General features: G+C 55.9%; 25 protein-coding genes. 23 read left to right on the forward strand and 2 right to left on the reverse strand.

Features of this window, described 5'->3' with window-relative positions; genetic code table 11:
- The first annotated feature begins 21 nt into the window (after positions 1–21).
- From ACW5XC_RS01340 to ACW5XC_RS01420, 17 genes are all read left to right on the forward strand, one after another.
- Positions 22–1,137, forward strand: a complete 1,116-nt coding sequence (locus tag ACW5XC_RS01340) for a protein-glutamate methylesterase/protein-glutamine glutaminase (RefSeq protein WP_042054455.1) — start codon at positions 22–24, stop codon at positions 1,135–1,137.
- A 2-nt stretch (positions 1,138–1,139) separates the two neighbouring features.
- Positions 1,140–1,877: a flagellar motor protein gene (locus tag ACW5XC_RS01345; RefSeq protein WP_042054454.1), complete on the forward strand. Its 738-nt coding sequence runs from the start codon at positions 1,140–1,142 to the stop codon at positions 1,875–1,877.
- A 2-nt stretch (positions 1,878–1,879) separates the two neighbouring features.
- Complete coding sequence (locus tag ACW5XC_RS01350) at positions 1,880–2,800, forward strand: flagellar motor protein MotB (RefSeq protein WP_042054453.1); 921 nt, start codon at positions 1,880–1,882, stop codon at positions 2,798–2,800.
- Positions 2,801–2,804: 4 nt separating this feature from the next.
- Entirely contained in the window at positions 2,805–3,599 is a 795-nt protein-coding gene (locus ACW5XC_RS01355) for a ParA family protein (protein ID WP_005334696.1), read from the forward strand.
- Entirely contained in the window at positions 3,596–4,468 is an 873-nt protein-coding gene (locus tag ACW5XC_RS01360; RefSeq protein WP_042054452.1) for a chemotaxis protein CheW, read from the forward strand. Before ACW5XC_RS01355 ends, ACW5XC_RS01360 begins: the two co-directional genes overlap by 4 nt.
- A gap of 69 nt (positions 4,469–4,537) precedes the next feature.
- On the forward strand, positions 4,538–5,026 hold the full coding sequence (locus tag ACW5XC_RS01365) for a chemotaxis protein CheW (RefSeq protein ID WP_005298836.1): 489 nt from the start codon (positions 4,538–4,540) through the stop codon (positions 5,024–5,026).
- A 28-nt stretch (positions 5,027–5,054) separates the two neighbouring features.
- Positions 5,055–5,432, forward strand: coding sequence for a DUF2802 domain-containing protein (locus ACW5XC_RS01370; protein ID WP_005353661.1), 378 nt, complete (start codon positions 5,055–5,057; stop codon positions 5,430–5,432).
- A 198-nt stretch (positions 5,433–5,630) separates the two neighbouring features.
- Positions 5,631–6,275, forward strand: a complete 645-nt coding sequence (gene ccmA / locus ACW5XC_RS01375) for a cytochrome c biogenesis heme-transporting ATPase CcmA (protein WP_005362034.1) — start codon at positions 5,631–5,633, stop codon at positions 6,273–6,275.
- A gap of 4 nt (positions 6,276–6,279) precedes the next feature.
- Entirely contained in the window at positions 6,280–6,948 is a 669-nt protein-coding gene (gene ccmB / locus ACW5XC_RS01380; protein ID WP_005353658.1) for a heme exporter protein CcmB, read from the forward strand.
- Positions 6,949–7,118: 170 nt separating this feature from the next.
- Positions 7,119–7,859, forward strand: coding sequence for a heme ABC transporter permease (locus ACW5XC_RS01385; RefSeq protein WP_042054451.1), 741 nt, complete (start codon positions 7,119–7,121; stop codon positions 7,857–7,859).
- A gap of 2 nt (positions 7,860–7,861) precedes the next feature.
- Entirely contained in the window at positions 7,862–8,068 is a 207-nt protein-coding gene (ccmD, locus tag ACW5XC_RS01390; protein WP_019444732.1) for a heme exporter protein CcmD, read from the forward strand.
- Positions 8,065–8,556, forward strand: a complete 492-nt coding sequence (gene ccmE / locus ACW5XC_RS01395; RefSeq protein WP_005334685.1) for a cytochrome c maturation protein CcmE — start codon at positions 8,065–8,067, stop codon at positions 8,554–8,556. Before ccmD ends, ccmE begins: the two co-directional genes overlap by 4 nt.
- An 82-nt stretch (positions 8,557–8,638) precedes the next feature.
- Positions 8,639–10,594, forward strand: a complete 1,956-nt coding sequence (locus ACW5XC_RS01400) for a heme lyase CcmF/NrfE family subunit (protein ID WP_042054450.1) — start codon at positions 8,639–8,641, stop codon at positions 10,592–10,594.
- The gene (locus ACW5XC_RS01405) at positions 10,591–11,121 is read left to right on the forward strand and encodes a DsbE family thiol:disulfide interchange protein (protein ID WP_042054449.1); all 531 of its coding nucleotides are present in this window, start codon (positions 10,591–10,593) and stop codon (positions 11,119–11,121) included. Before ACW5XC_RS01400 ends, ACW5XC_RS01405 begins: the two co-directional genes overlap by 4 nt.
- An 11-nt stretch (positions 11,122–11,132) precedes the next feature.
- Entirely contained in the window at positions 11,133–11,612 is a 480-nt protein-coding gene (locus tag ACW5XC_RS01410) for a cytochrome c-type biogenesis protein (protein WP_042054448.1), read from the forward strand.
- Entirely contained in the window at positions 11,609–12,877 is a 1,269-nt protein-coding gene (gene ccmI, locus ACW5XC_RS01415) for a c-type cytochrome biogenesis protein CcmI (protein WP_019444735.1), read from the forward strand. The genes ACW5XC_RS01410 and ccmI overlap by 4 nt, the downstream gene beginning before the upstream one ends.
- Before the next feature lie 85 nt (positions 12,878–12,962).
- The gene (locus ACW5XC_RS01420; RefSeq protein ID WP_042054447.1) at positions 12,963–13,775 is read left to right on the forward strand and encodes an MlaA family lipoprotein; all 813 of its coding nucleotides are present in this window, start codon (positions 12,963–12,965) and stop codon (positions 13,773–13,775) included.
- Positions 13,776–13,887: 112 nt separating this feature from the next.
- On the opposite strand, the gene sodB is transcribed toward ACW5XC_RS01420, so the two are convergent.
- Positions 13,888–14,472 carry a superoxide dismutase [Fe] gene (gene sodB / locus ACW5XC_RS01425; RefSeq protein ID WP_005334664.1) on the reverse strand — a complete coding sequence of 195 codons (585 nt, stop codon included), beginning with the start codon at positions 14,470–14,472 and terminating at the stop codon, positions 13,888–13,890.
- A gap of 288 nt (positions 14,473–14,760) precedes the next feature.
- Between sodB and ACW5XC_RS01430 the strand changes: the two genes are divergently transcribed.
- From ACW5XC_RS01430 to ACW5XC_RS01455, 6 genes are all read left to right on the forward strand, one after another.
- Positions 14,761–15,105: a Grx4 family monothiol glutaredoxin gene (locus tag ACW5XC_RS01430; protein WP_005353650.1), complete on the forward strand. Its 345-nt coding sequence runs from the start codon at positions 14,761–14,763 to the stop codon at positions 15,103–15,105.
- 359 nt (positions 15,106–15,464) lie between these two features.
- Positions 15,465–16,469 (forward strand): bifunctional threonine ammonia-lyase/L-serine ammonia-lyase TdcB, encoded by a 1,005-nt coding sequence (gene tdcB / locus ACW5XC_RS01435; RefSeq protein WP_042054446.1) that lies wholly within the window; start codon positions 15,465–15,467, stop codon positions 16,467–16,469.
- Between the two features lie 11 nt (positions 16,470–16,480).
- Positions 16,481–17,812, forward strand: a complete 1,332-nt coding sequence (gene tdcC, locus ACW5XC_RS01440) for a threonine/serine transporter TdcC (protein WP_042054445.1) — start codon at positions 16,481–16,483, stop codon at positions 17,810–17,812.
- Positions 17,813–18,011: 199 nt separating this feature from the next.
- Positions 18,012–19,220, forward strand: coding sequence for a propionate kinase (gene tdcD / locus ACW5XC_RS01445; RefSeq protein WP_042054444.1), 1,209 nt, complete (start codon positions 18,012–18,014; stop codon positions 19,218–19,220).
- Positions 19,221–19,264: 44 nt separating this feature from the next.
- Complete coding sequence (pflB, locus tag ACW5XC_RS01450) at positions 19,265–21,559, forward strand: formate C-acetyltransferase (RefSeq protein ID WP_042054443.1); 2,295 nt, start codon at positions 19,265–19,267, stop codon at positions 21,557–21,559.
- 69 nt (positions 21,560–21,628) lie between these two features.
- Positions 21,629–22,018, forward strand: a complete 390-nt coding sequence (locus ACW5XC_RS01455) for a RidA family protein (RefSeq protein WP_033114426.1) — start codon at positions 21,629–21,631, stop codon at positions 22,016–22,018.
- A 106-nt stretch (positions 22,019–22,124) separates the two neighbouring features.
- On the opposite strand, the gene ACW5XC_RS01460 is transcribed toward ACW5XC_RS01455, so the two are convergent.
- Positions 22,125–23,336: an RsmB/NOP family class I SAM-dependent RNA methyltransferase gene (locus tag ACW5XC_RS01460; RefSeq protein ID WP_042054441.1), complete on the reverse strand. Its 1,212-nt coding sequence runs from the start codon at positions 23,334–23,336 to the stop codon at positions 22,125–22,127.
- Between the last annotated feature and the right edge of the window lie 122 nt (positions 23,337–23,458).

A 23,458-nucleotide genomic window follows, 5' to 3' on the forward strand; every position in this document is an offset into this window, starting at 1 on the left:
CAAGGAGTTAGAAAAACAACAATGGCAGTCAAGGTATTAGTTGTCGACGATTCGAGCTTCTTTCGCCGTCGGGTGAGCGAGATCATCAATCAGGATCCCATGCTGACGGTGATTGATACGGCCCAGAATGGACGTGAGGCGGTGGACAAGGCGATGTCGCTGCGCCCTGATGTGATCACCATGGACATCGAGATGCCCGTGATGGATGGCATAAGTGCGGTGCGGGAGATCATGGCCAAGTGCCCAACCCCCATTCTGATGTTCTCCTCCCTGACCCATGAAGGAGCCAAGGCTACGCTGGATGCGCTGGACGCCGGAGCCCTTGACTTCTTGCCCAAGAAGTTTGAGGACATTGCCAGAGACAAAGATGAAGCGGTCAGACTGTTGCAACAGCGGGTAAAGGAGATCTCCCGCAAGCGCTTCCTGATGACATCCGCTGCTCGCCCCAAAGCACCTGAACCGGTTGCTCGTGCTCCGCTGGGTAGCACTGCGCTCAGAACTTCAGATCGTCAGCCTGACCTGCAACGTATTGTGCCAAGTGCCTCATTCAAGCGCAGTGGCAAGAGTTATCAGTTGGTGGCGATCGGGACTTCTACCGGCGGACCTGTTGCTTTGCAAAATGTGCTGACCAAGTTGCCGGGAGATTTTCCCCATCCCATTCTGCTTATACAGCATATGCCAGCCACTTTTACCGCCGCGTTTGCTGCCCGTCTCAACGGGTTATGTCAGATTGGCGTCAAGGAAGCGGAAGATGGCGATGTGCTTAAACCAGGACATGCCTACCTTGCTCCCGGTGGCAAACAGATGCTGCTGGAAGGTCGTGGTGCAGGAGCCCGCATTCGCATTGTTGATGGCAACGACAAGGTAAATTACAAGCCTTGTGTGGACATCACCTTTGCCTCTGCGGCCAAGACCTATGCCGACAAGGTATTGGCGATTGTGCTGACCGGTATGGGCGCAGATGGCCGTGATGGCGCCAGACTGCTGAAAGAGCAGGGATCAACCATCTGGGCTCAGGATGAGGCTTCCTGCGTGGTATATGGTATGCCCCAAGCAGTAGCCAAAGCGGGGATTGCCAGCGAATCACTCCCTCTGGACAAGGTGGCCCAGCGTATTCTGGTTGAGTTGGGGCGCTAATCATGGGCTTGCTCGGTCTGCTCCTGGCATTGGGGGCTATTGCCATTGCCCAACTGTGGCATGGCGGCTCCCTGTTGACGCTGGTGGACGGCCCCGCTTTTTTGATCGTGCTGGGTGGTACCGTCGGCGCCGTCACGTTGCAGACTCCAGCCAAGTACATCTTGCTGGCGTTGCGCCAGCTGTTATGGATTTTTACCCCTCCCCGCCAAGATCTCGCGACCCAGGCCGAACGGTTGCAGTCATGGGCCGTCTTTGCGCGCCAGCAAGGGCTGCTGGCCCTTGAAAATCAGGCCGAGCAGGAGGAAGACAACTTTACTCGCCAAGGGCTTGGCATGATTGTCGATGGGGTCTCCACGGAGGATATTCGCATGTTGCTCGAAGCCGATATCGATATCGAGCAGGAGCGCAATGAACATGCCGCCAGGGTATTTGAAGCCATGGGGGGGTACAGTCCGACCATCGGGATCATCGGTGCCGTGCTGGGCCTGATCCAGGCCATGTTTCATCTCGAAGACCCGTCAACGCTGGGGGCGGGTATCGCAGTGGCATTTGTAGCGACCATCTATGGAGTGGGGTTTGCCAATCTCATCTACCTGCCTATCGCCAATCGACTACGCGCATTTCACTACCACTATGCACTCTTTCAGGAGATGACCCTGGAAGGGCTGCTGGCTATCGCTCATGGTGAAAACGGCTTGCAGGTTGAACGCCGGCTCAGGGCCTATTTGAAAGGAGAGTAGCCATGCGCAAGCGCTATCGGTTGCACTTGCAGGGTCGCGAGCATCTTGACCGCTGGCTGGTCTCCTATGCCGATTATATGACGCTGATCTTTGCCTTGTTCGTGGTGCTCTACTCTGTTGCGCTGGTGAACAAGGACAAGTATCGCGCGGTGATTGATGGTATGAGCCAGGCGTTCAGTGTCATGCAGTCTGGCGGAAATGGCTTGCTTGAAGGGCAGGGTAATTCCCTGCTGGATAACGCGGTATCTGCCTCTTCATCGTTGCTGGAAAGCCCTGCATCCCCCTCTCCTTCACTTGCTCCTATTTCTGGTGTGCCAGTGCTGCAAGATGGCGCGACACTTGCAAAACTCGATATGCAGTTGCAACAGAGCATGGGCTCGCTGGTGGATGCCGGTATCGTCAAACTGACGCAGGATGAGAACTGGCTGACGGTTGAACTCAGTTCAGGCTTGTTGTTTGGCAGCGGCAGTGCCTTTTTGGGACCAAACGCTGCACCGGTCATTAATACTCTTTCAAGTATTCTCAAACCGGTCGATAACTATGTAAGGGTTCGGGGTTATACCGATAACCAACAGATAAATAATGAAATTTATCGTTCTAACTGGGCGCTTTCTGCTGCTCGGGCCGAAGCGGTACTCAATGGCTTGATTGCTGATGGGATCGCCCCCCAGCGTCTGGCGTTCGAGGCATATGGCGAGTTTTCCCCCTTTGCTGACAACGGCAGCGAGCAGGGCAGACTGCAGAATCGCAAGGTTGTGGTCGCTATCTCCAAGTTTGCCTGGGTGCCGCCGGCACCTGTGGTTGCAACACCGAAGGTAGTTGCTGAACCGGTTCCTGCTGTACAACAGGCGGTGGATGCAGGAGAGATAAAGGTGATCACCTTGCCCGGTGGTGGCATACGCATAACGACAAGGCAGGATTGATACAGTGATTGTTTGGACGGTTGCCAACCAGAAAGGTGGTGTGGGTAAAACCACCACAGTGGTCTCGCTTGCGGGGATCCTGGCCCAGCGTGGCCAGCGGGTGCTGTTGATTGATACCGACCCCCATGCTTCGCTGACTGCATATCTTGATTTTGATTCAGATCGCCTGGATGGAACCCTCTATGAGTTGTTTCAAGCTGTCAAACCGACAGCCGAGCTTGTCAATAAACTGACGCTCAAGACCAAGTTCGAAAATATCAACTTACTGCCAGCATCTATTACCTTGGCGACCCTTGATCGGGTGATGGGCAATCGTGAGGGGATGGGACTGGTACTGAAGCGGGCACTGCTGCGCATTCAGGATCAATATGATTACGTGCTGATCGATTGCCCGCCAGTACTGGGGGTGATGATGGTCAACGCGCTGGCTGCCTGCGATCGCATTCTGGTGCCTGTCCAGACAGAATTTCTGGCCCTCAAGGGGTTGGAGCGGATGATGAAAACATTCGAGATCATGCAGCGTTCCAAGCGTGACAAGTTCCGTTATACCGTGATCCCGACCATGTTCGACAAGCGCACCCGTGCCTCTCTGATGACCTTGAAGTCGATCAAGGATCAATATGGAGATTCAGTGTGGAATGCGGTGATCCCTATTGATACCAAGTTTCGGGATGCCAGCTTGCTGCATATTCCCCCGTCTATCTATTCTCCCGGGAGTCGTGGAACCTATGCATATGAAACGCTGCTCAACCATCTTGATGCCCTTGAGCGGCAACGGGTTCATGAGGTGACGGCATGAGAGATACCATTCAAGTTCGGGCGATGGATGACTATTTCCACTCCCTGTTGCTCGATGAGCCACTGGTGCTGGATGAAGTGGAAGAGGTTCAATCTGCCCCTGTTTTACAGTTGCAACGTCAGCCCCAAAGCGTCCCCGAGGTAGTCGCCGCACCATACCTCGAAAGCGATCCACGGCTTGCCCAGCTCGGTGAGCTATTGGCTCAGGTGGGACAAGTCCAGTTCGAAAATGATGCCTTCACCCAGGAGATAACACTCACCGCACCGCTGGAGATTGTGGCGGAGGAGTCACTGTTGCCGGTGGAGCCTGAGTGGCCTGCGGAGGTTCTGCTTCCCGAGGTTGCGGAACCCCATACTACTATCCTGACCGAAACGGCGCTGGAGGTTGCTCCGGTAGAGGCCAGTGAACCGGTCGCCTGGGAAAATATCGATACCGGTAAAGAGTTTCAGGCCCTTTTCTTTGAAGTCGCGGGCGTGACGTTTGCGGTGCCGTTGACCGAGCTGGGTGGTATTCATCAACTGGGCGAGATCACCTCCCTGTTTGGCCAGCCTGGCTGGTACAAGGGGATCATGACCTCTCGCGAGCAGAAGATGAATGTGGTCGATACTGCCCAGTGGGTCATGCCGGGTCAGCATCTCGAGATGGATGATTACAAGTATCTGATTATGCTTGGTGAATCGCCGTGGGGATTAGCCTGCCATCATCTCAAAGGGACTGAATTGTTACACCGTGACCAGGTGAAATGGCGCCATCAGGAGGGCAAGCGCCCCTGGTTGGCGGGCATGGTCAAAGAAAAAATGTGTGCCCTGTTACATGTCCGCGAACTGCTCCTGTTGCTGGAGCGTGGGGTTAACATAGAAGGTCGCTGATAACTTCTGCAATCGAGCTGTTTTATTGCTAGTTTTAGCAGTAGACGTTTTCATAAAAGGAATAAAAACATGACAGAAAAGCGCAATATTGCACAGAATCTGGCCGAAGATGAAGTGCTGCAATGGGTAACCTTCCAACTGGAAAACGAAACCTACGGCATCAATGTGATGCAGGTTCAGGAGGTGTTGCGCTACACCGAAATTGCACCGGTGCCGGGTGCGCCTGAGTACGTACTGGGGATCATCAACCTGCGTGGCAATGTGGTGACTGTCATCGATACCCGTTCCCGTTTCGGTCTGCCTTCCGGTGATGTGAGTGAAAACTCCAGGATCGTGATCATCGAGGCCGAGAAGCAGGTGATCGGCATCATGGTCGACAGCGTGGCGGAAGTGGTTTATCTGCGCTCTTCCGAAATCGATGCGGCACCTGCGGTCGGTACTGAAGAGAGCGCCAAGTTTATTCAGGGGGTGAGCAACCGCGATGGGCAACTGCTGATCCTGGTTGACTTGAACAAGCTGCTCTCCGATGAAGAGTGGGAAGATATCGGTTCCCTCTGATAAGTAAGGTGATGTTTTGATAATCGAGATGGTTGCCTTGGGGGTGTCCCTGATTGCCTTGGCGTTTGCCTCTTATATCTGGTTCAAGAGCAAGCGCAGCAAGCAGGAGTCCGAGGCCAGTGTGGCAACCCTGCAAGGTCAGTTGGAAAGCTTGCGCAAGCAGATGATGGAACTCCATACCGGCGCCATTGGCATGGGGCAGCGTCTGCAGTCGGTGGAAGGGGCTATGCAGCAGGTCAACGAGCGCCAGCAAGAGCTGACCATGCAGGATCCCGAACGCAGGCTCTACAGCCGAGCGGCAAAGATGGTCGAACTGGGCGCCGATCTTGATGAAGTCATGAGTGAGTGCGAGTTGCCAAAGGCAGAGGCCGAGCTCTTGATATCGTTGCGAAAAGGTCGCTCTTGATGATTCAGGAAGGCAATTGCCTTCCTGAATTTTATGGCGTGCAGCCGCTTGTCCCCCAGCTGCGTTGAGCAGGCGGTTTCTACCGTATTTTCTTTGTGATCCCGGTCGCCAGTCAGTTCAATTGTTGCATCTTTGAAAAGACGTATTCCAATACTGTGTTAAGATGCAGACCGCTTCATTTTCTCTGAAAAAATCCCCATGCTGCTTCAAGTTAACAATCTGAGCTGCGTGCGCGAAGATCGCACTCTGTTTGAACACCTCTCTTTCTCTGTTGCGCCCGGCGATCTTGTGCAAATTGAAGGGCCCAACGGGGTCGGCAAGACCAGCCTGTTGCGATTGTTGACCGGGCTGTCGCAGCCGTTTGCCGGTGAAGTGTGCTGGAATGGGGAGAATATTCGTCACTGTCGCGATGAGTATCATGCCAATCTGCTCTATCTCGGTCACCAGCCCGGTGTCAAAGCGGCGCTGACCCCTTTTGAAAACCTGAAGTTCTACCAGCAGTTGCATCACCCGCAGCAAACAGAGATCGACTTGTGGCAGATATTGGCCCGGGTAGGGCTGGCCGGGTTTGAAGAGAACCCGACCGGGCAACTCTCTGCCGGCCAGCAACGCCGGGTGGCTCTGGCCAGACTCTGGCTGTCACAGAAACCGGCACTCTGGATCCTCGATGAACCCTTTACCGCCATCGACAAGCAAGGGGTCAAGGTGCTCGAGCAGCTCTTTCTGGCCCACGCCGAGCGGGGCGGCATGGTGATCCTCACCACTCATCAGGATCTGACCCTGATGCAGGGACGGCTGAAGACTATCTCGTTGACCCCCTTCGCATCGACATTGCAGGAGTAACGCCATGTTGCGCGCTGTTATGCACCTTATTCACCGTGAACTGCTGATGGCTCTGCGCCAGCGTTCCGATATTCTCAATCCGCTCTGGTTTTTCCTCATCGTCATCACCCTGTTTCCGTTAGGCATTGGCCCGGAGCCCAAACTGCTGGCCCGTATTGCCCCGGGGATCATCTGGGTGGCGGCGCTATTGGCGGCCATGCTGTCGCTGGAGCGACTGTTTCGCGACGACTTTGCCGATGGCGCGCTGGAGCAGATGATGCTGATGCCGCACCCGCTGGGCTTGCTGGCGCTGGCGAAAGTGGTCGCTCACTGGCTGCTGACCGGCTTGCCGCTGCTGCTGATCTCTCCCTTGCTGGCGATTTTGCTGTCGCTGGATATGAACACTTATCTGGCTGTCGTCGCGACGCTGGCACTGGGCACTCCTGTATTGAGTCTGCTCGGCGCGGTCGGGGTTGCGTTGACGGTGGGATTGCGCAAAGGCGGGGTTCTGCTCAGTCTGCTGATCCTGCCGCTCTATATTCCGGTACTGATTTTTGCCACCTCAGCCATCGATGCCGCGGGGATGAGCTTGCCCTATGGCGGGCAGCTTGCCATTCTGGCCGCCATGCTGGTGGGGGCTTTGACACTGACGCCGCTGGCTGTGTCGGCGGCGTTGCGGGTCAGCCTCAACTGATGGCCGTGAGCTGAACCGGATTTGGCTCCGAACGGAGTCTTTTTGCAAAAAATAATGTTGCGATGGATCAAGGAGAGTGCCGCTTATTGCTTTCGGGGTATTTGATGCTGCCCTGCGGTCGGTATGGTAGGCCTCGCCAAACGATTAATAACAAAAAGGTTTTGTGAGCTATGTGGAAATGGTTGCACCCTTATGCCAAACCGGAGCGTGCCTATCAGCTGGCAGGCACGCTGTTGCCCTGGTTTGCGGTGATTAGTCTGCTCTCGTTTGTGATCGGTACTGTCTGGGGCCTCGCATTTGCTCCGGCAGATTACCAGCAGGGAGATTCGTTCCGGATCATCTATATCCACGTGCCTTCCGCCATTCTCTCCATGGGGGCCTACTCCACCATGGCGGTAGCCGCCTTTATCGGCCTGGTGTGGCAATTGCGGATGGCGGACATGACGGTTGCAGCCATTGCGCCGGTCGGCGCCGTATTTACCTTTATTGCCCTCTTTACCGGTGCCGCCTGGGGCAAGCCGATGTGGGGAACCTGGTGGGTGTGGGATGCGCGACTCACCTCTGAACTGATCCTGCTGTTTCTCTACCTCGGCGTGATAGCCCTCTACAACGCCTTCAGTGACAAGGTGGTCGCTGGCCGTGCCGCCGGCATTCTTGCACTGGTCGGGGTGATCAACCTGCCCATCATTCACTACTCGGTGGAGTGGTGGAACACCCTGCATCAGGGGGCCACCATCACCAAATTTGACAAACCCTCCATTTCACCCGAGATGCTCTGGCCGCTGCTGATCATGATCCTGGCATTTGCCTCGTTTCTCGGTGCCCTGACCCTGATGCGTTTTCGCAATGAACTCCTGATGCGGGAGTGGCATCGCCCCTGGGTCAAAGAGATTGCAGAGCAGGAGAAGTAAGCATGCACTTTGCCTCTTTCAGTGATTTTATGGCGATGGGCGGTTACGCCTTCTATGTCTGGCTCTCTTTTGGCCTGACGTTGGTGTGTCTGGTCGGCATCATCATTTCTACCCGCATGAAAACCCGCAGCCTGCTCGGTGAGTTGCGCAGCAAGCAGGCGCGTGAGGCCCGTCGCAAGGCGGCCCAGCAGATGGAGAACACCCTATGAATCCGAGACGCAAAAAACGCCTCACCATCATTCTCGCCATTACCCTGGGTCTGGCGACAGTCAGCGGGCTGGTGCTCTACGCCCTCAGTCAGAATATCGACCTCTTCTACACCCCGAGCGAGCTGGTGGAGGGGAAGGGGCCGGACAAGATCAAGCCGGAAGAGGGGCAGCGCCTGCGCATCGGTGGATTGGTCGTGCCGGGATCGGTACAGCGGGATCCCCAGAGCCTCAAGGTTGCCTTCAAGCTGGTGGATAACGGCGGTCATCTGGTGAAGGTTGAGTTTGACGGCATCCTGCCGGATCTGTTCCGTGAAGGGCAGGGGATTGTTGCCCAGGGCACCCTCAAGGATGCCACGACCGTAGAGGCGTTCGAGGTGCTGGCCAAGCACGATGAGAACTACATGCCGCCGGAAGTGGCCGATGCCACCAACGGTATGCACTTCAAGCCGGAGTATACCGAGGCGCAGTTGAAGGGAGCCAAGCAGTGATCCCTGTGGTGTTTGCCTTTTCCGCTTTGCCTGCCGTGCGTGGTGCGGCTGTTGTCACCGTTCAATTGAAAGGAATGCCTTCATGATCCCGGAATTAGGTCAGTTTGCGCTGATCCTGGCCTTTGCCACCGCCCTGCTGCTGGGGAGCTACCCGCTGCTGGGCGCCAGTTGGGGGCGTCTTGGCATGATGTCGGCTGCCCGTCCGCTCGCTTATGCCCAGTTCTTGCTGCTGCTGCTGTCGTTTCTCTGCCTGACCTGGGCCTTTATCGACAACGATTTCACCGTGCAGTATGTGGCCACTAACTCCAATAGCCTGCTGCCGCTGGCCTATCGCATCTCGGCTGTGTGGGGCGCCCACGAAGGTTCCCTGCTGCTGTGGGTTCTGACCTTAGGGGGCTGGACTGCAGCGGTAGCCATGTTCAGCCGCCGTCTGCCGCTTGATGCTGTCGCGCGGGTACTCGGCGTGCTGGGGCTGATCTCGGTCGGCTTCACCGCGTTCGTGCTGTTCACCTCCGATCCCTTCACCCGCACCTTGCCCTATTTCCCGGTAGATGGTCGTGACCTCAATCCGCTGCTGCAGGATCCGGGTCTTATCTTCCATCCGCCGATGCTCTACATGGGTTATGTGGGCTTCTCGGTGGCGTTTGCCTTTGCCATTGCTTCGCTGATGACCGGCCGTCTCGATGCAACCTGGGCCCGCTGGTCGCGCCCCTGGACCATGGCGGCCTGGGTATTCCTGACCCTTGGCATCGTGCTCGGCTCCTGGTGGGCTTACTACGAGCTTGGTTGGGGCGGCTGGTGGTTCTGGGATCCGGTAGAAAACGCCTCGTTTATGCCTTGGCTGGCGGGTACTGCTCTACTGCACTCGCTGGCGGTGAGCGAGAAGCGCGCCACCTTCAAGGCGTGGACCGTGCTGCTGGCCCTCTCTGCCTTCTCGCTGAGCCTGCTGGGTACCTTCCTGGTACGCTCCGGCGTGTTGGTGTCGGTTCATGCGTTTGCCTCCGATCCGACCCGCGGCCTGTTTATTCTCGGCTTCCTGCTGGCGGTGATCGGCTCATCCTTGCTGCTGTTTGCCTTCAAAGGCTCGCAGGTGAAGAGCCACGGCAAACACGAGCTGTGGAGCCGCGAGACCCTGCTGCTTTGCAACAACATCATGCTGGTTGCAGGTCTGCTGACCGTGCTGCTCGGTACCTTGCTGCCGCTGGTGCACAAGGAGCTGGGGCTGGGGAGCATTTCCATCGGTACTCCCTTCTTCAACCACATCTACAGCTGGCTGATCATCCCGTTTGCCCTGCTGCTGGGGGTTGGCCCGCTGTTTCGCTGGCGTCGTCAGGAGCTGGGGGAACTCAAAAGCAAGGTGATCGTGGCACTGGTGCTGAGTCTGGCCGCAGCCTTGCTGTTGCCGCTGCTCTTTGCCGAAACCTTCAAGCCGTGGGCGGCGGTAGGGATTGGTCTGGGGGCTTGGATCATCGTCACCAGCGTGCAGGAGACCTGGGCGCGAGCGACCCACAAGCACAGCTTTGCAGTCGGTGTGCGCAAGCTTGGCAACAGCCACTGGGCCATGATCCTCGGCCATGTGGGGCTGGCAGTCAGCATCATAGGTATCGCCTGCACCCAGAATTACAGCATCGAGAAGGATCTGCGGATGCAGGCGGGTGATCGGGTGCACTTTGCCGATTACGAGTTCGTCTTTGCCGGGATAAAAGAGAAGAACGGCCCCAACTACGATGGCTTCAAGGGCGTGCTGGAAGTGCACAAAAATGGCAAGCAGGTCGCCCTGCTCAAGCCCGAGAAGCGGATGTACAAGGTGAGCCGGATGCCGATGACCGAAGCGGCCATCGATGCCGGCATCACCCGCGATCTCTATGCGGCGCTTGGGGAACAGCTCGACAACGGTGCCTGGGCGGTGCGGATCTACTACAAGCCGTTCGTGCGCTGGATCTGGTTCGGCGGCGTCTTTATGGCTATTGGTGGCGTGCTGGCGATGCTGGACAAGCGTTACCGTTTCGGCCGTCGTGAGGAGGAGGCCAAGGCATGAACAAAAAGACCTGGTTGTTTTTAATCCCCTTTATCGTCTTTTTGCTGGGGGCGGTGTTCCTGTTCAAAGGGCTCTACTCCGATCCCACCAAGCTTGAGTCCGTGATGGTGGGCAAAGAGGTGCCGGTGTTCATCCTGCAGGACATTTACGATCTGAACAAGCAGCACGATCGCAGTATCCTGACCGGTCGCCCCATGCTGCTCAACGTCTGGGCTACCTGGTGTCCGACCTGCTATGGCGAGCACACCTACCTCAAACAGCTGGCAGGGCAGGGCATTCCCATCATCGGCATGAACTACAAGGATGAGCGTGACAAGGCGATCAAATGGCTGGCGGAGCTGGGCAACCCCTATCAGGTCAACCTCTATGATCCGGACGGCATGCTGGGGCTGGATCTCGGGGTATATGGCGCGCCGGAGACCTTCTTTATCGACAGCAAGGGGATCATCCGGTATCGCCACGTGGGGGATATCAACCCCGAGAACTGGGCGTCGACCCTCAAACCCATCTTTGATGCCATGAAGTGAGGGGAGTCTTGATGAGAGTATTTATTGCTTCCCTGCTGCTGTTGCTGGGATGGGTGGTGCAAGCACCCGCCATGGCCGCTATCGATGTCTACACCTTCGACAACGACAATCAGGAGCAGGTCTTTCGCGAACTGACCAAGGAGCTGCGCTGCCCCAAGTGTCAGAACCAGGATATCGCTGACTCCAATGCAGGGCTGGCCAAGGATCTGCGCGACAAGACCTACCAGATGGTGCGTGAGGGCAAGGATAAAGAGGAGATCGTGGATTACATGGTGGCCCGCTACGGCAACTTTATCCTCTATAACCCGCCCCTGATGGCCTCCACCCTGATCCTCTGGCTCGGCCCGCTGTTGGTGATCCTGATCGGTGGTGCCGTGGTCGTGATGCGCAGCCGCCGGCCCCCTGCGGTGAAAAAACAACTGGATAACGCCTTGAGCGAGGAGGAGCTGCGCCGACTGGCCGAGCTGCTCAAAGAGGAAGAGAAACAATGACCGCTTTTTGGATAGTTATTGCGGGCTTGCTGGTGCTGGTGAGTCTGGCGCTCGTCGTGCCGCTGTGGCGTGGTGAAGGCAAACAGAGCATCAGTCGCTCGGCGCTCAACAAACAGCTCTATCGCCAGCGGCTGCTGGAAATTGGCGAAGAGCGCGAGCAGGGTGTCCTGGCTGAGGAGTCCGACTCGCTGGTCGAGCTGCAACGAAGTCTCTTGGATGATATCCCTGATGTGGAGCAGACTGCCCGCAGTGGCAAGAGTCTGATCTGGATCCCGGGTGTGCTGGTGCTGTTGGTGGTGAGTCTGGGGCTCTACTACAAGTTGGGCTCCTGGCAAGAGGTGAGTCGCTGGCAAGATGCCAGCAGCCGTCTTGGCGAGTTGAGCAACCGCATTCTGGTGGAACGCGATGCCCAGGTGACCGAGCAGGATCTGCTGGATTTCACGCTGGCACTGCGTACCCGCCTCAAGGATGAACCGAACGACTACCGCGGCTGGCTGCTGCTGGGACGCTTGGCGCTGGATGGCAATGATCCCGAGATGGCCAGCGAGGCCCTGGAGCGGGCCTACACGCTTGCCCCCCAGAAATCGCTGGTGGCGGTGCCCTATGCGCAGGCGCTGATGATGACGGGGGATGAGGCGCAAGCGGATGCCCTGTTGCAGGCTGCTATCGCGCAGGATCCGGACAATATCGAGGCGCGTTCCGTCTATGCCTTTATGGCGCTGCAAAAAGAGGACTTCCAGACCGCGCTGGCTCGCTGGCAGGCGATGTTGCCACTGATGGAGAAAGGTACCCCCCGTTACGTGATGGTCGAGCGCTCCATGGAGTATGCCCGCGCGCAGCTCAAGCAGCGCGGCATCGAGGTGACGAATTCAGGCGCAGCCAAAGCGGGCGCAGTTGAGGGACAACCGCTAGCGGTGAAGGAGGGGGAATTCCCCATCCACGTCACGTTGGCGGCGGGCATTCAGATGCCGGAAGATGCCCATCTCTTCGTCTTTGCCGTGGTGCCCAACGGGCCGCCCATGCCCATCGCTGTGAAGCGTATCGCAGGGCCAACCCTGCCAGTTACCCTGTCACTCGGGGATGGCGATGCCATGATGGAAGGCAGCAAGCTGGCGGCCTATCCGGAGCTGCAGTTCAAGGCGCGTCTCTCACGCGGTGGCAATGTGATGAACAAGGAAGGAGCCTTCGAAGGAGTATCCGTGCCGGTCAAGACGGCCGAGATCCCTGCTGCTCCGATTGACATCCGCATCGATCACGCCCTCTAATATGCCTTTGGATAACCCGGCCCCTGGATAGGGGCCGGGTTATCTATACTTCTGATAAATCAAAATAAAACGTCAGGACAATCATATGTATCTTCGTTCAGGGGCCATACTGGCAGCCCTCTTGCTGGCTGGCTGTGCCGGTGGCCCACCCAAGCCTGGCCCAGAGAGTCTGGATCTCAATCCCGGCATGAATAATCCGGGTGCCACCAGTACGGCGGCCGATCCGCGCGATCCCTTCCAGGGGGCCAACCGGGCCATGTGGGCGGTCAACTATGATGTGCTGGAGCCCTATGTGGCACGTCCTGTGGTACATGCCTATGCCCGCTACATTCCGGTAGGGGTGAAGGATGGCATTGCCAACTTTGTTGCCAACTTTGATGAGCCAAGCAGCATGGTGAACCATCTGATCACCGGTGATTTGAAAGGGGCAGGCACCAACCTGGGGCGCTTTACCCTCAACACCACGGTCGGTCTGCTGGGTATCTTCGATGTGGCCAAACATGCCGGCCTCGAGCGCAACAAGCTGGAGATGGATACCGTGCTGGGCAGGGCCGATATCGGTAATGGTGCCTACATCATGGTGCCTGTCTACGGCCCGACTACCACCCGGGAGCTGGTTGGTGATGCGATTGACAGCTTCTACTTCCCCTATGCCCTGTTAACCTTCCCGATGAAGGTTGCACACTGGGCACTGGATGGCTTGGGCACACGTGCCAAGCTGATCGATCAGGAGCGGATCATCGACAACTCCCTCGATCCTTATGCGCTGACCAAGGACTTCTACCTGCAATATAACCAGGGCAAGGTGACGGGCAAGCAGACCGAGCTGAAAGCGTCTCGGCAAGAGCAGGCTGACGACGCCAATCTAGATGAATACATGGACGAGCTGGACCAGTAAACGGGCTATCTCGATATGTAAAAGGCGCCTGCGGGCGCCTTATTCATTTACGCAGCCATCTCGAGACAAAAAAACGCCCCGCAGTGCGGGGCGTTTTGGCAAGCGAGGCTGATTAGGCAGCCAGATTCTTGGCCACGAATTCCCAGTTAACCAGAGCCCAGAAGGTTTCCATGTACTTCGGACGCAGGTTGCGGAAGTCGATGTAGTAGGCGTGCTCCCACAGGTCAACGGTCAGCAGCGGGGTGGTACCGGCTTCAGTCAGCGGGCAACCGGCGTTGGAGGTGTTGACGATAGCCAGAGAGCCGTCAGCTTTCTTCACCAGCCAAGTCCAGCTGGAACCGAAGTTGCCGATGGCTGATTTGGTGAAGGCATCTTTGAACTCGGCGAAGGAGCCGAATGCCTTGTTGATGGCATCAGCCAGGGCGCCAGTCGGCTCGCCACCGCCATTCGGGGAGAGGCAGTGCCAGTAGAAGGTGTGGTTCCAGATCTGGGCGGCGTTGTTAAAGATGCCGCCGTTGGAGGTCTTGATGATCTCTTCCAGAGACTTGCCTTCAAACTCGGTACCCGGCACCAGATTGTTCAGGTTGACCACGTAGGTGTTGTGGTGCTTGCCGTGGTGGTATTCCAGAGTTTCCTGGGAGATGTGCGGTTCCAGAGCGTTGATTGCATAGGGCAGAGCGGGAAGTTCGAATGCCATTTTCTACTCTCCATTGGCTGGACCGTGCGAAGGCGACGGTTGCAAGACATTGCGTACTCTTTTCTATATGTGAAAAGAGTTGTTTTTAAAATGATGGGGCTGGGTAGCCCAAAGCCAAGGGATTGTAGCAGTATCAAAGATGGCCTAACAACTCTTGATTGGCGCCATGATCGTGATCAATCCTGTGTGGGTTCTTTGCGCAATTCGAGCCGGGTCACCCCTTTGTCAGTTTGTGCTCGGGCAAGATTGCAGTAGAATGGCCGCCGAAATCGCTCTAGTGAGGCACCTATGGAAACTATTGAAAAGATTAAGCAGCAGCTGGCTGACAACCCCATCATCATCTACATGAAGGGCTCCCCCAAGCTACCCAGCTGTGGCTTCTCTGCCCAGGCCTCCCAGGCTCTGATGTCCTGCGGCGAGCCGTTTGCCTACGTTGATATCCTGCAAAATCCGGATATCCGCGCCGAATTGCCAAAATTCGCCAACTGGCCGACCTTCCCCCAACTGTGGGTTGAAGGTGAGCTGATCGGTGGCTGTGACATCATGATCGAGATGTTCCAGGCTGGCGAGTTGCAGGCTCTGATCAAAGAGACTGCTGCCAAGTACAAGAAAGATGATGCTGCAGCCGAGTAATCGGTTCTGCGTTGTCGAGAGGGAGCCTTATAGGCTCCCTTTTTTATTGTCCCGGTTCTGGCAGGCAAGCAACTGATTGCCGGTTGCAAAAAGCAACGCAATTGCCCTGAAAAATCTAATCTTTGCGGCTTTGTTTTGGAGTTGTTAATTATATTCTTTTCCAATATTTGATTACTTTTTTTAATCCATTTGGATTCAAGTGTTGCTGCCATCACATTTTTTGATAATTTCACCGTAATGCAGTCTCTTTGTAGATTTTTTTGTGTTTATGCTCACATTAATTGCAAGTGATAGAACCTAGTATCGCTTCGCCCTGTGAAATAAAACCCTACAAATTAATAAATAAAAAGAGATTTGCGATGAAGATGTATAGCAATCTGCCCATTGGTCTTCATGATATTACTGAAGCCAAAAAAAGACTGACCAATCATATATACAAGACCGCGCAACTACCCTCTAACTACATCAGCGAACGTTGCCATGGCGAGGTTTACCTCAAGCTTGAAAACATGCAACGTACAGGCTCTTTTAAAATTCGTGGCGCCTTCAACAAGCTCAGTTCATTAAGTCTGGAAGACCGACAAAAAGGTGTTGTCGCCTGCTCGGCGGGTAATCATGCCCAAGGTGTATCACTCTCCAGTGCTATGCTGGGAATTGATGCCAAGGTGGTCATGCCTTGCTGTGCCCCCAAATCAAAAATTGCTGCAACCAGTGACTATTCAGCCAAAGTGATCCTCCATGGAAATAGCTTCAATGACACCATTGCCAAAGTCAGCGAAATCGTGGAGATGGAAGGCCGCGTATTTATCCCCCCCTTCGACGATGCAAAAGTAATTTCCGGCCAGGGCACCATTGGCCTGGAAATTATCGAAGATTTGTATGATGTCGATAACATCATAGTGCCGATCGGTGGCGGTGGTTTGATTGCTGGTGTTGCAATGGCTATCAAATCTATTAATCCGACCATCAAGGTGATTGGTGTGCAATCCGAGAATGTGCACGGTATGGCGGCCTCTTTCTATGCCGGTACCATGACCAATCACAGAACCAGCAGCACGCTGGCCGATGGCTGTGATGTGGCAAGACCCGGTTCACTGACCTTCGAAATCGTCAAACAATTGGTGGATGATATTGTACTGGTCACCGAGGATGATATTCGTCATAGCATGGTTGACCTTATTCAGCGCAACAAGGTGATTACCGAAGGGGCGGGAGCTCTGGCCTCGGCAGCGCTGCTCAGTGGCAAGCTGAAACATTATGTCGAAGGTAAAAAGACCGTCAGCATTATTTCGGGTGGCAATATTGATCTGACCCGGATCGCCGAAATTATCGAACAGAACAATATTCGTCAATTTAGCCTGTAAGGAATGCAGTCATGATATTAGACAGTGTTGTCACCGGCAGTAAAGAGAATACGCGTGCATGGCGTAAATCGGATACCACATGGGGATTAGGTCTGTTCGGTACTGCTATCGGGGCGGGGGTCTTGTTCTTTCCAATCCGGGCCGGATATGGTGGCCTGATCCCAATATTAATCATGCTGGTGCTGGCTTACCCCATTGCATTTTATTGCCACAGGGCGTTGGCCAGATTATGTCTTTCTGGCAGTAATCAATCGGCAAATATTACCGAGACCGTTGAGGAGCATTTTGGCAAGATGGGTGGAGTAGTAATTACCTTCCTCTATTTCTTTGCCATCTGCCCACTGCTGTGGATATATGGTGTGACGATCACCAATACCTTTATGGCATTTTGGGAGCATCAACTACAGTTGGTTCCGCTTAATCGAGGTGTGGTTGCACTGGCATTGTTGATGTTGATGGCATTCGTGATCTACTTCGGTAAAGATCTGATGGTCAAGGTGATGAGCTATCTGGTCTTTCCCTTTATTGCCAGTCTGATCGTTATATCTCTCTCCCTCGTCCCGTACTGGAACAGTGCCGTCTTTGATCAGGTCAATCTGAGCGAGATATCGATGTTTGGTCACGATGGTATTCTGGTTACCGTCTGGCTGGGGATCTCCATCATGGTCTTCTCCTTCAACTTCTCGCCGATTGTCTCCTCTTTCATCGTCTCCAAACGGGAAGAGTATGAGCAGGAGTTCGGTCGTGATTTTACCGAGAAGCGCTGCTCGAAGATTATCTCCGGTGCCAGCATGCTGATGGTGGCCGTGGTGATGTTCTTTGCCTTCAGCTGCCTCTTTACCCTGTCACCGCAAAATATGGCGGAAGCCAAAGCCCAGAACATTCCGGTGCTCTCCTATCTGGCCAACCACTTCTCCTCAATGACGGGCAGCAAGTCTGCGTTTGCCACCACTTTGGAGTATGCGGCGTCCATCATTGCGCTGGTTGCCATCTTCAAATCCTTCTTTGGCCACTATCTGGGGACGCTGGAAGGGTTGAACGGCCTTATCCTCCGCTTTGGCTACCAGGGCGACAAGAGCAAGGTTTCCAGTAAAAAACTCAACATGGTCAGTATGTTGTTCATCATGGGTTCGACCTGGCTGGTCGCTTATGTGAACCCCAACATCCTCGACCTGATTGAGGCAATGGGGGCGCCAATCATCGCATCCCTGCTCTGTCTGCTGCCGATGTATGCGGTGAGCAAGACACCGGCACTTGCAAAATATAAAGGTCAGGCCAGCAACCTGTTTGTCACTATCATCGGTGTGCTGACCATCCTGAATATAGTTTCCAAGCTGTTCTGAAAACCTTTTCTGCAAGTCATCAACCATTCAGGCCCCCCTGGCGGGGTCTGGATGGTGCAGTCAGACATGAGCAATAACCGGTTCTTCGTTGGCCGCAATTATGTGGGCCCTGGGTAAGGCTTGCCGTTTTTTGACTTTCTGTTTATGGCGAAATGCCCTGACTGCAGTGACTTGACACTATTAATCTCGAGGCGATGTAATGAAGTTTGATTCGTTGGTTCTGGTTATCAATTGCGGCTCCTCATCGGTCAAATTCTCGGTACTGGAGAGTCAATCCTGTGAGGTGGTGATATCCGGTATGGCGGATGGTATTGAGACGGCCCATCCCCAATTGCAAGTGGGTAAAGAGCCCGCTATGTCATTACCTGAAAATAACCACACCTGTGCATTGGCTGCCATCGCGGCGGAATTGAAAAAAAGGGATCTGCTGGATGCCATTGCACTGGTGGGTCATCGAATTGCTCATGGTGGTAGTGAATTTAGCGAAGCCGTGATCATTGATGAACATGTATTGGCCAAAATAAAGCAGGTGTCCCCCTTGGCTCCCCTGCACAATCACGCCAATTTGAGCGGCGTGATGGCTGCTCGTCAGCTATTTCCCACACAACCCCAAATTGCGGTATTTGATACCGGTTTTCACCAGACCCTGAAGCCGGAAGCCTATATCTATGGGCTGCCTTACCAATATTTGCAGGATTACGGCGTGCGCCGTTATGGCTTCCATGGCACCTCCCATCGCTATGTTGCCGAGCAGGCTTGCGTATTTATGGGGCTGGATGAGCAACATGCCGGTCTGGTCATCGCTCATCTGGGCAATGGCGCCTCTATTTGCGCGGTGCAGGATGGCAAGAGCGTCGATACCTCGATGGGGATGACGCCGCTGGAGGGGCTGATCATGGGCAGCCGCAGCGGCGATATCGATTTTGGCGCGCTGGCCTATATTGCCAGCAAGACGGGGCAATCCATCGAGGATATCGAGCGGGTATTGAACAAGCACTCCGGCCTGTTGGGTATTTCGGGGCTCTCCTCCGATATGCGGGTATTGGAAGCTGCCTATCACGAAGGACATCCCGGGGCAAAATTGGCCATTCACGCTTTTGTCCATCGTATTGCCCGCCATATCGGCGGCCATGCCACCTCATTGTGCCGACTGGATGCCGTTATTTTCACCGGCGGGATCGGCGAGAACTCGGCCTTTATCAGAAAGCTGGTATGCGAACGACTTCAGGTATTTGGCGTAGCGATCAGCGAGCCGTTTAACCAGCGTCCCAATAGCGAGGGCTGCCGGGTAATTTCGGCGGCAGAATCCATGGTACTGGCGGCGGTTATTCCCACCAATGAAGAGAAAATGATCGCGCTGGATGCCATTCGTCTGGGGCAGCTGGTTCGTCAGGCCGAGTGCGTCTGACATCTTCCACTCTTGTGTCATGAGTAGTGAATGAGGTTTATTTGATGAAAGTTGATATGCAATTGGATCAGGATAAATTCCGTCAGGCATGGCAAGGGTTTGCCGGTGAAAACTGGAAGCACGAGATCAACGTCCGTGATTTTATCCAGCAGAACTACACCCCCTATGAAGGTGACGAACAGTTTTTAGCAGATGCGACCGAAGCGACCACCACCTTGTGGAACAAGGTGATGGAGGGGATCCGTATCGAGAATGCCACCCACGCACCGGTCGATTTTGATGCGAATATTGCCACGACCATTACTGCCCATGGGCCTGGTTATATCGAACAGGGGCTGGAAAAGATTGTTGGCCTGCAAACCGACAAGCCCCTTAAAAGAGCGCTGCACCCGTTTGGCGGCGTAAATATGATCCGCAGCTCTTTTGAAGCATATGGCCGGGAGATGGATCCCGAATTTGAATATACCTTCAGCGAATTGCGCAAAACCCATAACCAGGGGGTGTTCGACGTCTACTCTCCCGAGATGTTGCGCTGCCGAAAATCGGGAATTTTGACCGGTTTGCCGGATGGTTACGGCCGTGGTCGCATTATCGGAGATTATCGTCGGGTCGCGCTCTATGGCATAGATTATCTAATCCATGAGCGGGAGCTGCAGTTTGCCGATCTGCAACCGGCCCTCGAGCGTGGCGAGAATCTCGAGCAGGTGATCCGTCAGCGCGAGGAGCTGGCCGAGCACAAGCGGGCACTGGTGCAGATCAAGCAGATGGCGGCCAGCTATGGCTTTGACATCTCCGGGCCGGCGCGCACGGCGCAGCAGGCACTCCAGTGGCTCTACTTTGCCTATCTGGCGGCGGTGAAGTCGCAAAATGGCGGGGCCATGTCCCTCGGTCGTACCGCCACCTTCCTCGACATCTATATCGAACGGGATCTGAAAGCGGGGCTTATCAGCGAACAGGATGCCCAGGAGCTGGTCGATCACTTCATCATGAAGATCCGCATGGTACGCTTCTTGCGTACCCCCGAGTTTGACTCCCTCTTCTCCGGCGATCCCATCTGGGCGACCGAGGTGATTGGTGGCATGGGGCTGGATGGTCGTACTCTGGTGACCAAGAACTCCTTCCGCTACCTCCACACCCTCAAGACCATGGGGCCGGCGCCCGAGCCCAACCTCACCATCCTTTGGGCGGAAGGATTGCCGCGGGCCTTCAAGACCTATGCGGCCCGCGTCTCCATCGATACCTCATCCCTGCAGTATGAAAACGATGACCTGATGCGCAACGACTTCGAGAGCGATGACTACGCCATCGCCTGCTGCGTGAGCCCCATGGTGATCGGCAAGCAGATGCAGTTCTTTGGGGCCCGTGCCAATCTGGCCAAGACCCTGCTCTACTGCATCAACGGCGGGGTGGACGAGAAGCTGAAGATCCAGGTTGGTCCGAAAGTGGCGCCCATCATGGACGAGGTGCTGGATTACGCCACTGTCATGGCGAGCCTCGACAGCTTTATGGACTGGCTGGCGGTGCAGTACATCAGCGCGCTCAACCTTATTCACTACATGCACGACAAGTACAGCTACGAGGCTTCCCTGATGGCGCTGCACGATCGCGACGTCTATCGCACCATGGCCTGCGGCATTGCCGGTCTGTCGGTAGCGGTCGATTCGCTGGCGGCCATCAAGTACGCCCGGGTCAAGCCGGTGCGTGATGCTGACGGGCTGGCGGTCGATTTCGTGATTGAGGGGGAGTATCCCCAGTACGGCAACAATGACGAGCGGGCCGACTCTATCGCCTGCGATCTGGTCGAGCGCTTCATGAAGAAGATCCAGGCGCTGCCGACCTACCGCAATGCGGTGCCGACCCAGTCGATCCTGACCATCACCTCCAACGTGGTCTATGGCCAGAAGACCGGCAACACCCCGGATGGCCGCCGCGCCGGTGCGCCGTTTGCACCGGGGGCAAACCCGATGCACGGTCGGGATCGCAAGGGGGCGGTCGCTTCGCTCGCCTCGGTAGCCAAGCTGCCGTTCAAATATGCCAAGGACGGGATCTCCTACACCTTCTCCATCGTGCCGGGAGCGCTCGGCAAGGAACCCGCCAATCGCGAGAACAATCTGGTGGGGCTGATGGATGGCTACTTCCATCATGAGCGGGATGTGGAAGGAGGCCAGCACCTCAACGTCAACGTAATGAACCGCGAGATGCTGCTGGATGCCATCGAGAATCCGGACAAGTACCCCAGCCTGACCATCCGGGTCTCCGGCTATGCGGTGCGCTTCAACGCCCTGACCCGCGAGCAGCAGCAGGACGTCATCTCCAGAACCTTCACCAACATGATGTAACTCTCATGCCCGGGGTGAGCAGGCTTGCTCCGGGCCTACTTTTTGTTTGTCAGCACGAGGAAGTAACAGATGCGACAGGTTATCACTACCAAAGCGGCGCCAGGCGCCATCGGCCCCTATGTGCAGGCCACCCGGATTGGCAACATCCTCTACACCTCCGGCCAGATCCCGCTGGACCCGGTGAGCGGTGACATTGCAGAGGGTATCGAAGCGCAAACCCTGCGCTCCCTGCAAAACGTCAAGGCGATTGTCGAGGCGGCAGGCGGTGAGGTGCGCAATATCTTCAAGACCACTGTGTTCGTCTCGGATTTGAACGACTTTGCTGCGGTCAACCGGGTCTACAACGACTTCTTCACCGAGCACGATGCCATGTATCCGGCTCGCTCCTGCGTGGAAGTGGCCCGCTTGCCGAAGGATGTGAAGATCGAGATAGAGGCGATTGCTGCGCTGGAGTCCTGACGCGGCGATCCTTATCAATAAAAAGAGCGGCAGCCCGAGGGCTTCCGCTCTTTTTTTATCGAACCCGCCGTGCGCGATAAGGGCGCAAGGAGCAGGTCATTCTGGATCAGGCGATCCGTTCGATACGAGCCATGTAGAAGCCGTCGAAGCCGGTCTCGGACGGGCTCACGGTGTGATCGTCACGCAGACGGAAGTGCTCGTTGGCGGCGAGGAACTTGTCCACCTGCTGGCGGTTCTCCTCGGGCAGGATGGAGCAGGTTGCATAGACCAGCAGGCCGCGGACTTTCACCATCTGGCTGTAACGCTGCAGGATCTCTTCTTGCAGCGCGACCAGCACCGGCAGACGCTCGACGGTATCACGCCACTTGGCATCCGGATTGCGCTTGAGTACGCCAAGACCTGAGCAGGGCACGTCCAGCAGTACACGGTCGGCGCTCTCTTTGAGGCGCTTGACGGTCTTGCTGCTGGTGATGACCCGGGTCTCCACGTTGTGGGCTCCGGCGCGACGAGCGCGTTGCTTGAGGTTCTCCAGCTTCCACTCTTCCACATCCATTGCCAGCAGACGGCCTTTGCCCTGCATCATGGCGGCGATGTGCAGGGTCTTGCCACCGGCACCTGCGCAGGCGTCGATAACGCGCATGCCTGGGGCAACTTCCAAAGCGGCAGCAACCAGCTGGGAGCCAGCGTCCTGCTGTTCGAAGCAACCATCGGCAAAGGCCTTGGTACGGAACAGGGCTGCATCAGAGGTGACCTGCAGGGCAGTCTCCACACCTTCAACCGGAATGGTGGTGACATGCTCTTTGGCCAGCATGGCTTGCAGCTCATCACGGGTGCACTTGAGGGTGTTGACCCGCAGGTAGCGCTTGGGCATCCAGGCCAGGGCTGCACGCTCGGCAGGCCAGGCTTCACCCAGTTGCTCGCTGCCCAGTTTCTCCAGCCAGCTCGGGCAACCATCCATCAATACCGGGTTCTTCTTCGCCTCGGTCAGACGGCGGCGGAATGCTTCTTCATTGAAGCGATCCAGGGTCGGGTGGTTGGGCTGGGCAATTTTGTGGAATGCGTGCCAGCTGTGCAGCAGCGGCCAGACATTCTTTTCGGCCTGACGCACCTGAATACCGGTGAGGAAACAATAGAGGCTGAGACGGCGCAGCAGGTCGCCGGTGACCAGGGCAATCCTTGCCTGTTCTTGCGGTTTGAGTTCGATGCCGGAGAAGTGACGGGCATAGGCGCGGTCGAGGGTAAGACCCTGACCGAGCACATCGTCAACAATGGCAACGACCAGATCCCCGAAACGGGGCAACAGTGGGGATTTGAGCATGAGATTAACCTTGGCCAGATAAAGATGAACCGCACCTTTGTGAAGAGGGGCAGTTCTAAAATTGACAAATCCGCGCAATGATAGGGGTTAGACGGGGTTGGCGCAACACTCCCCATGGGTGA

This window comes from Aeromonas sp. 25-AL00135, from assembly GCF_054052385.1.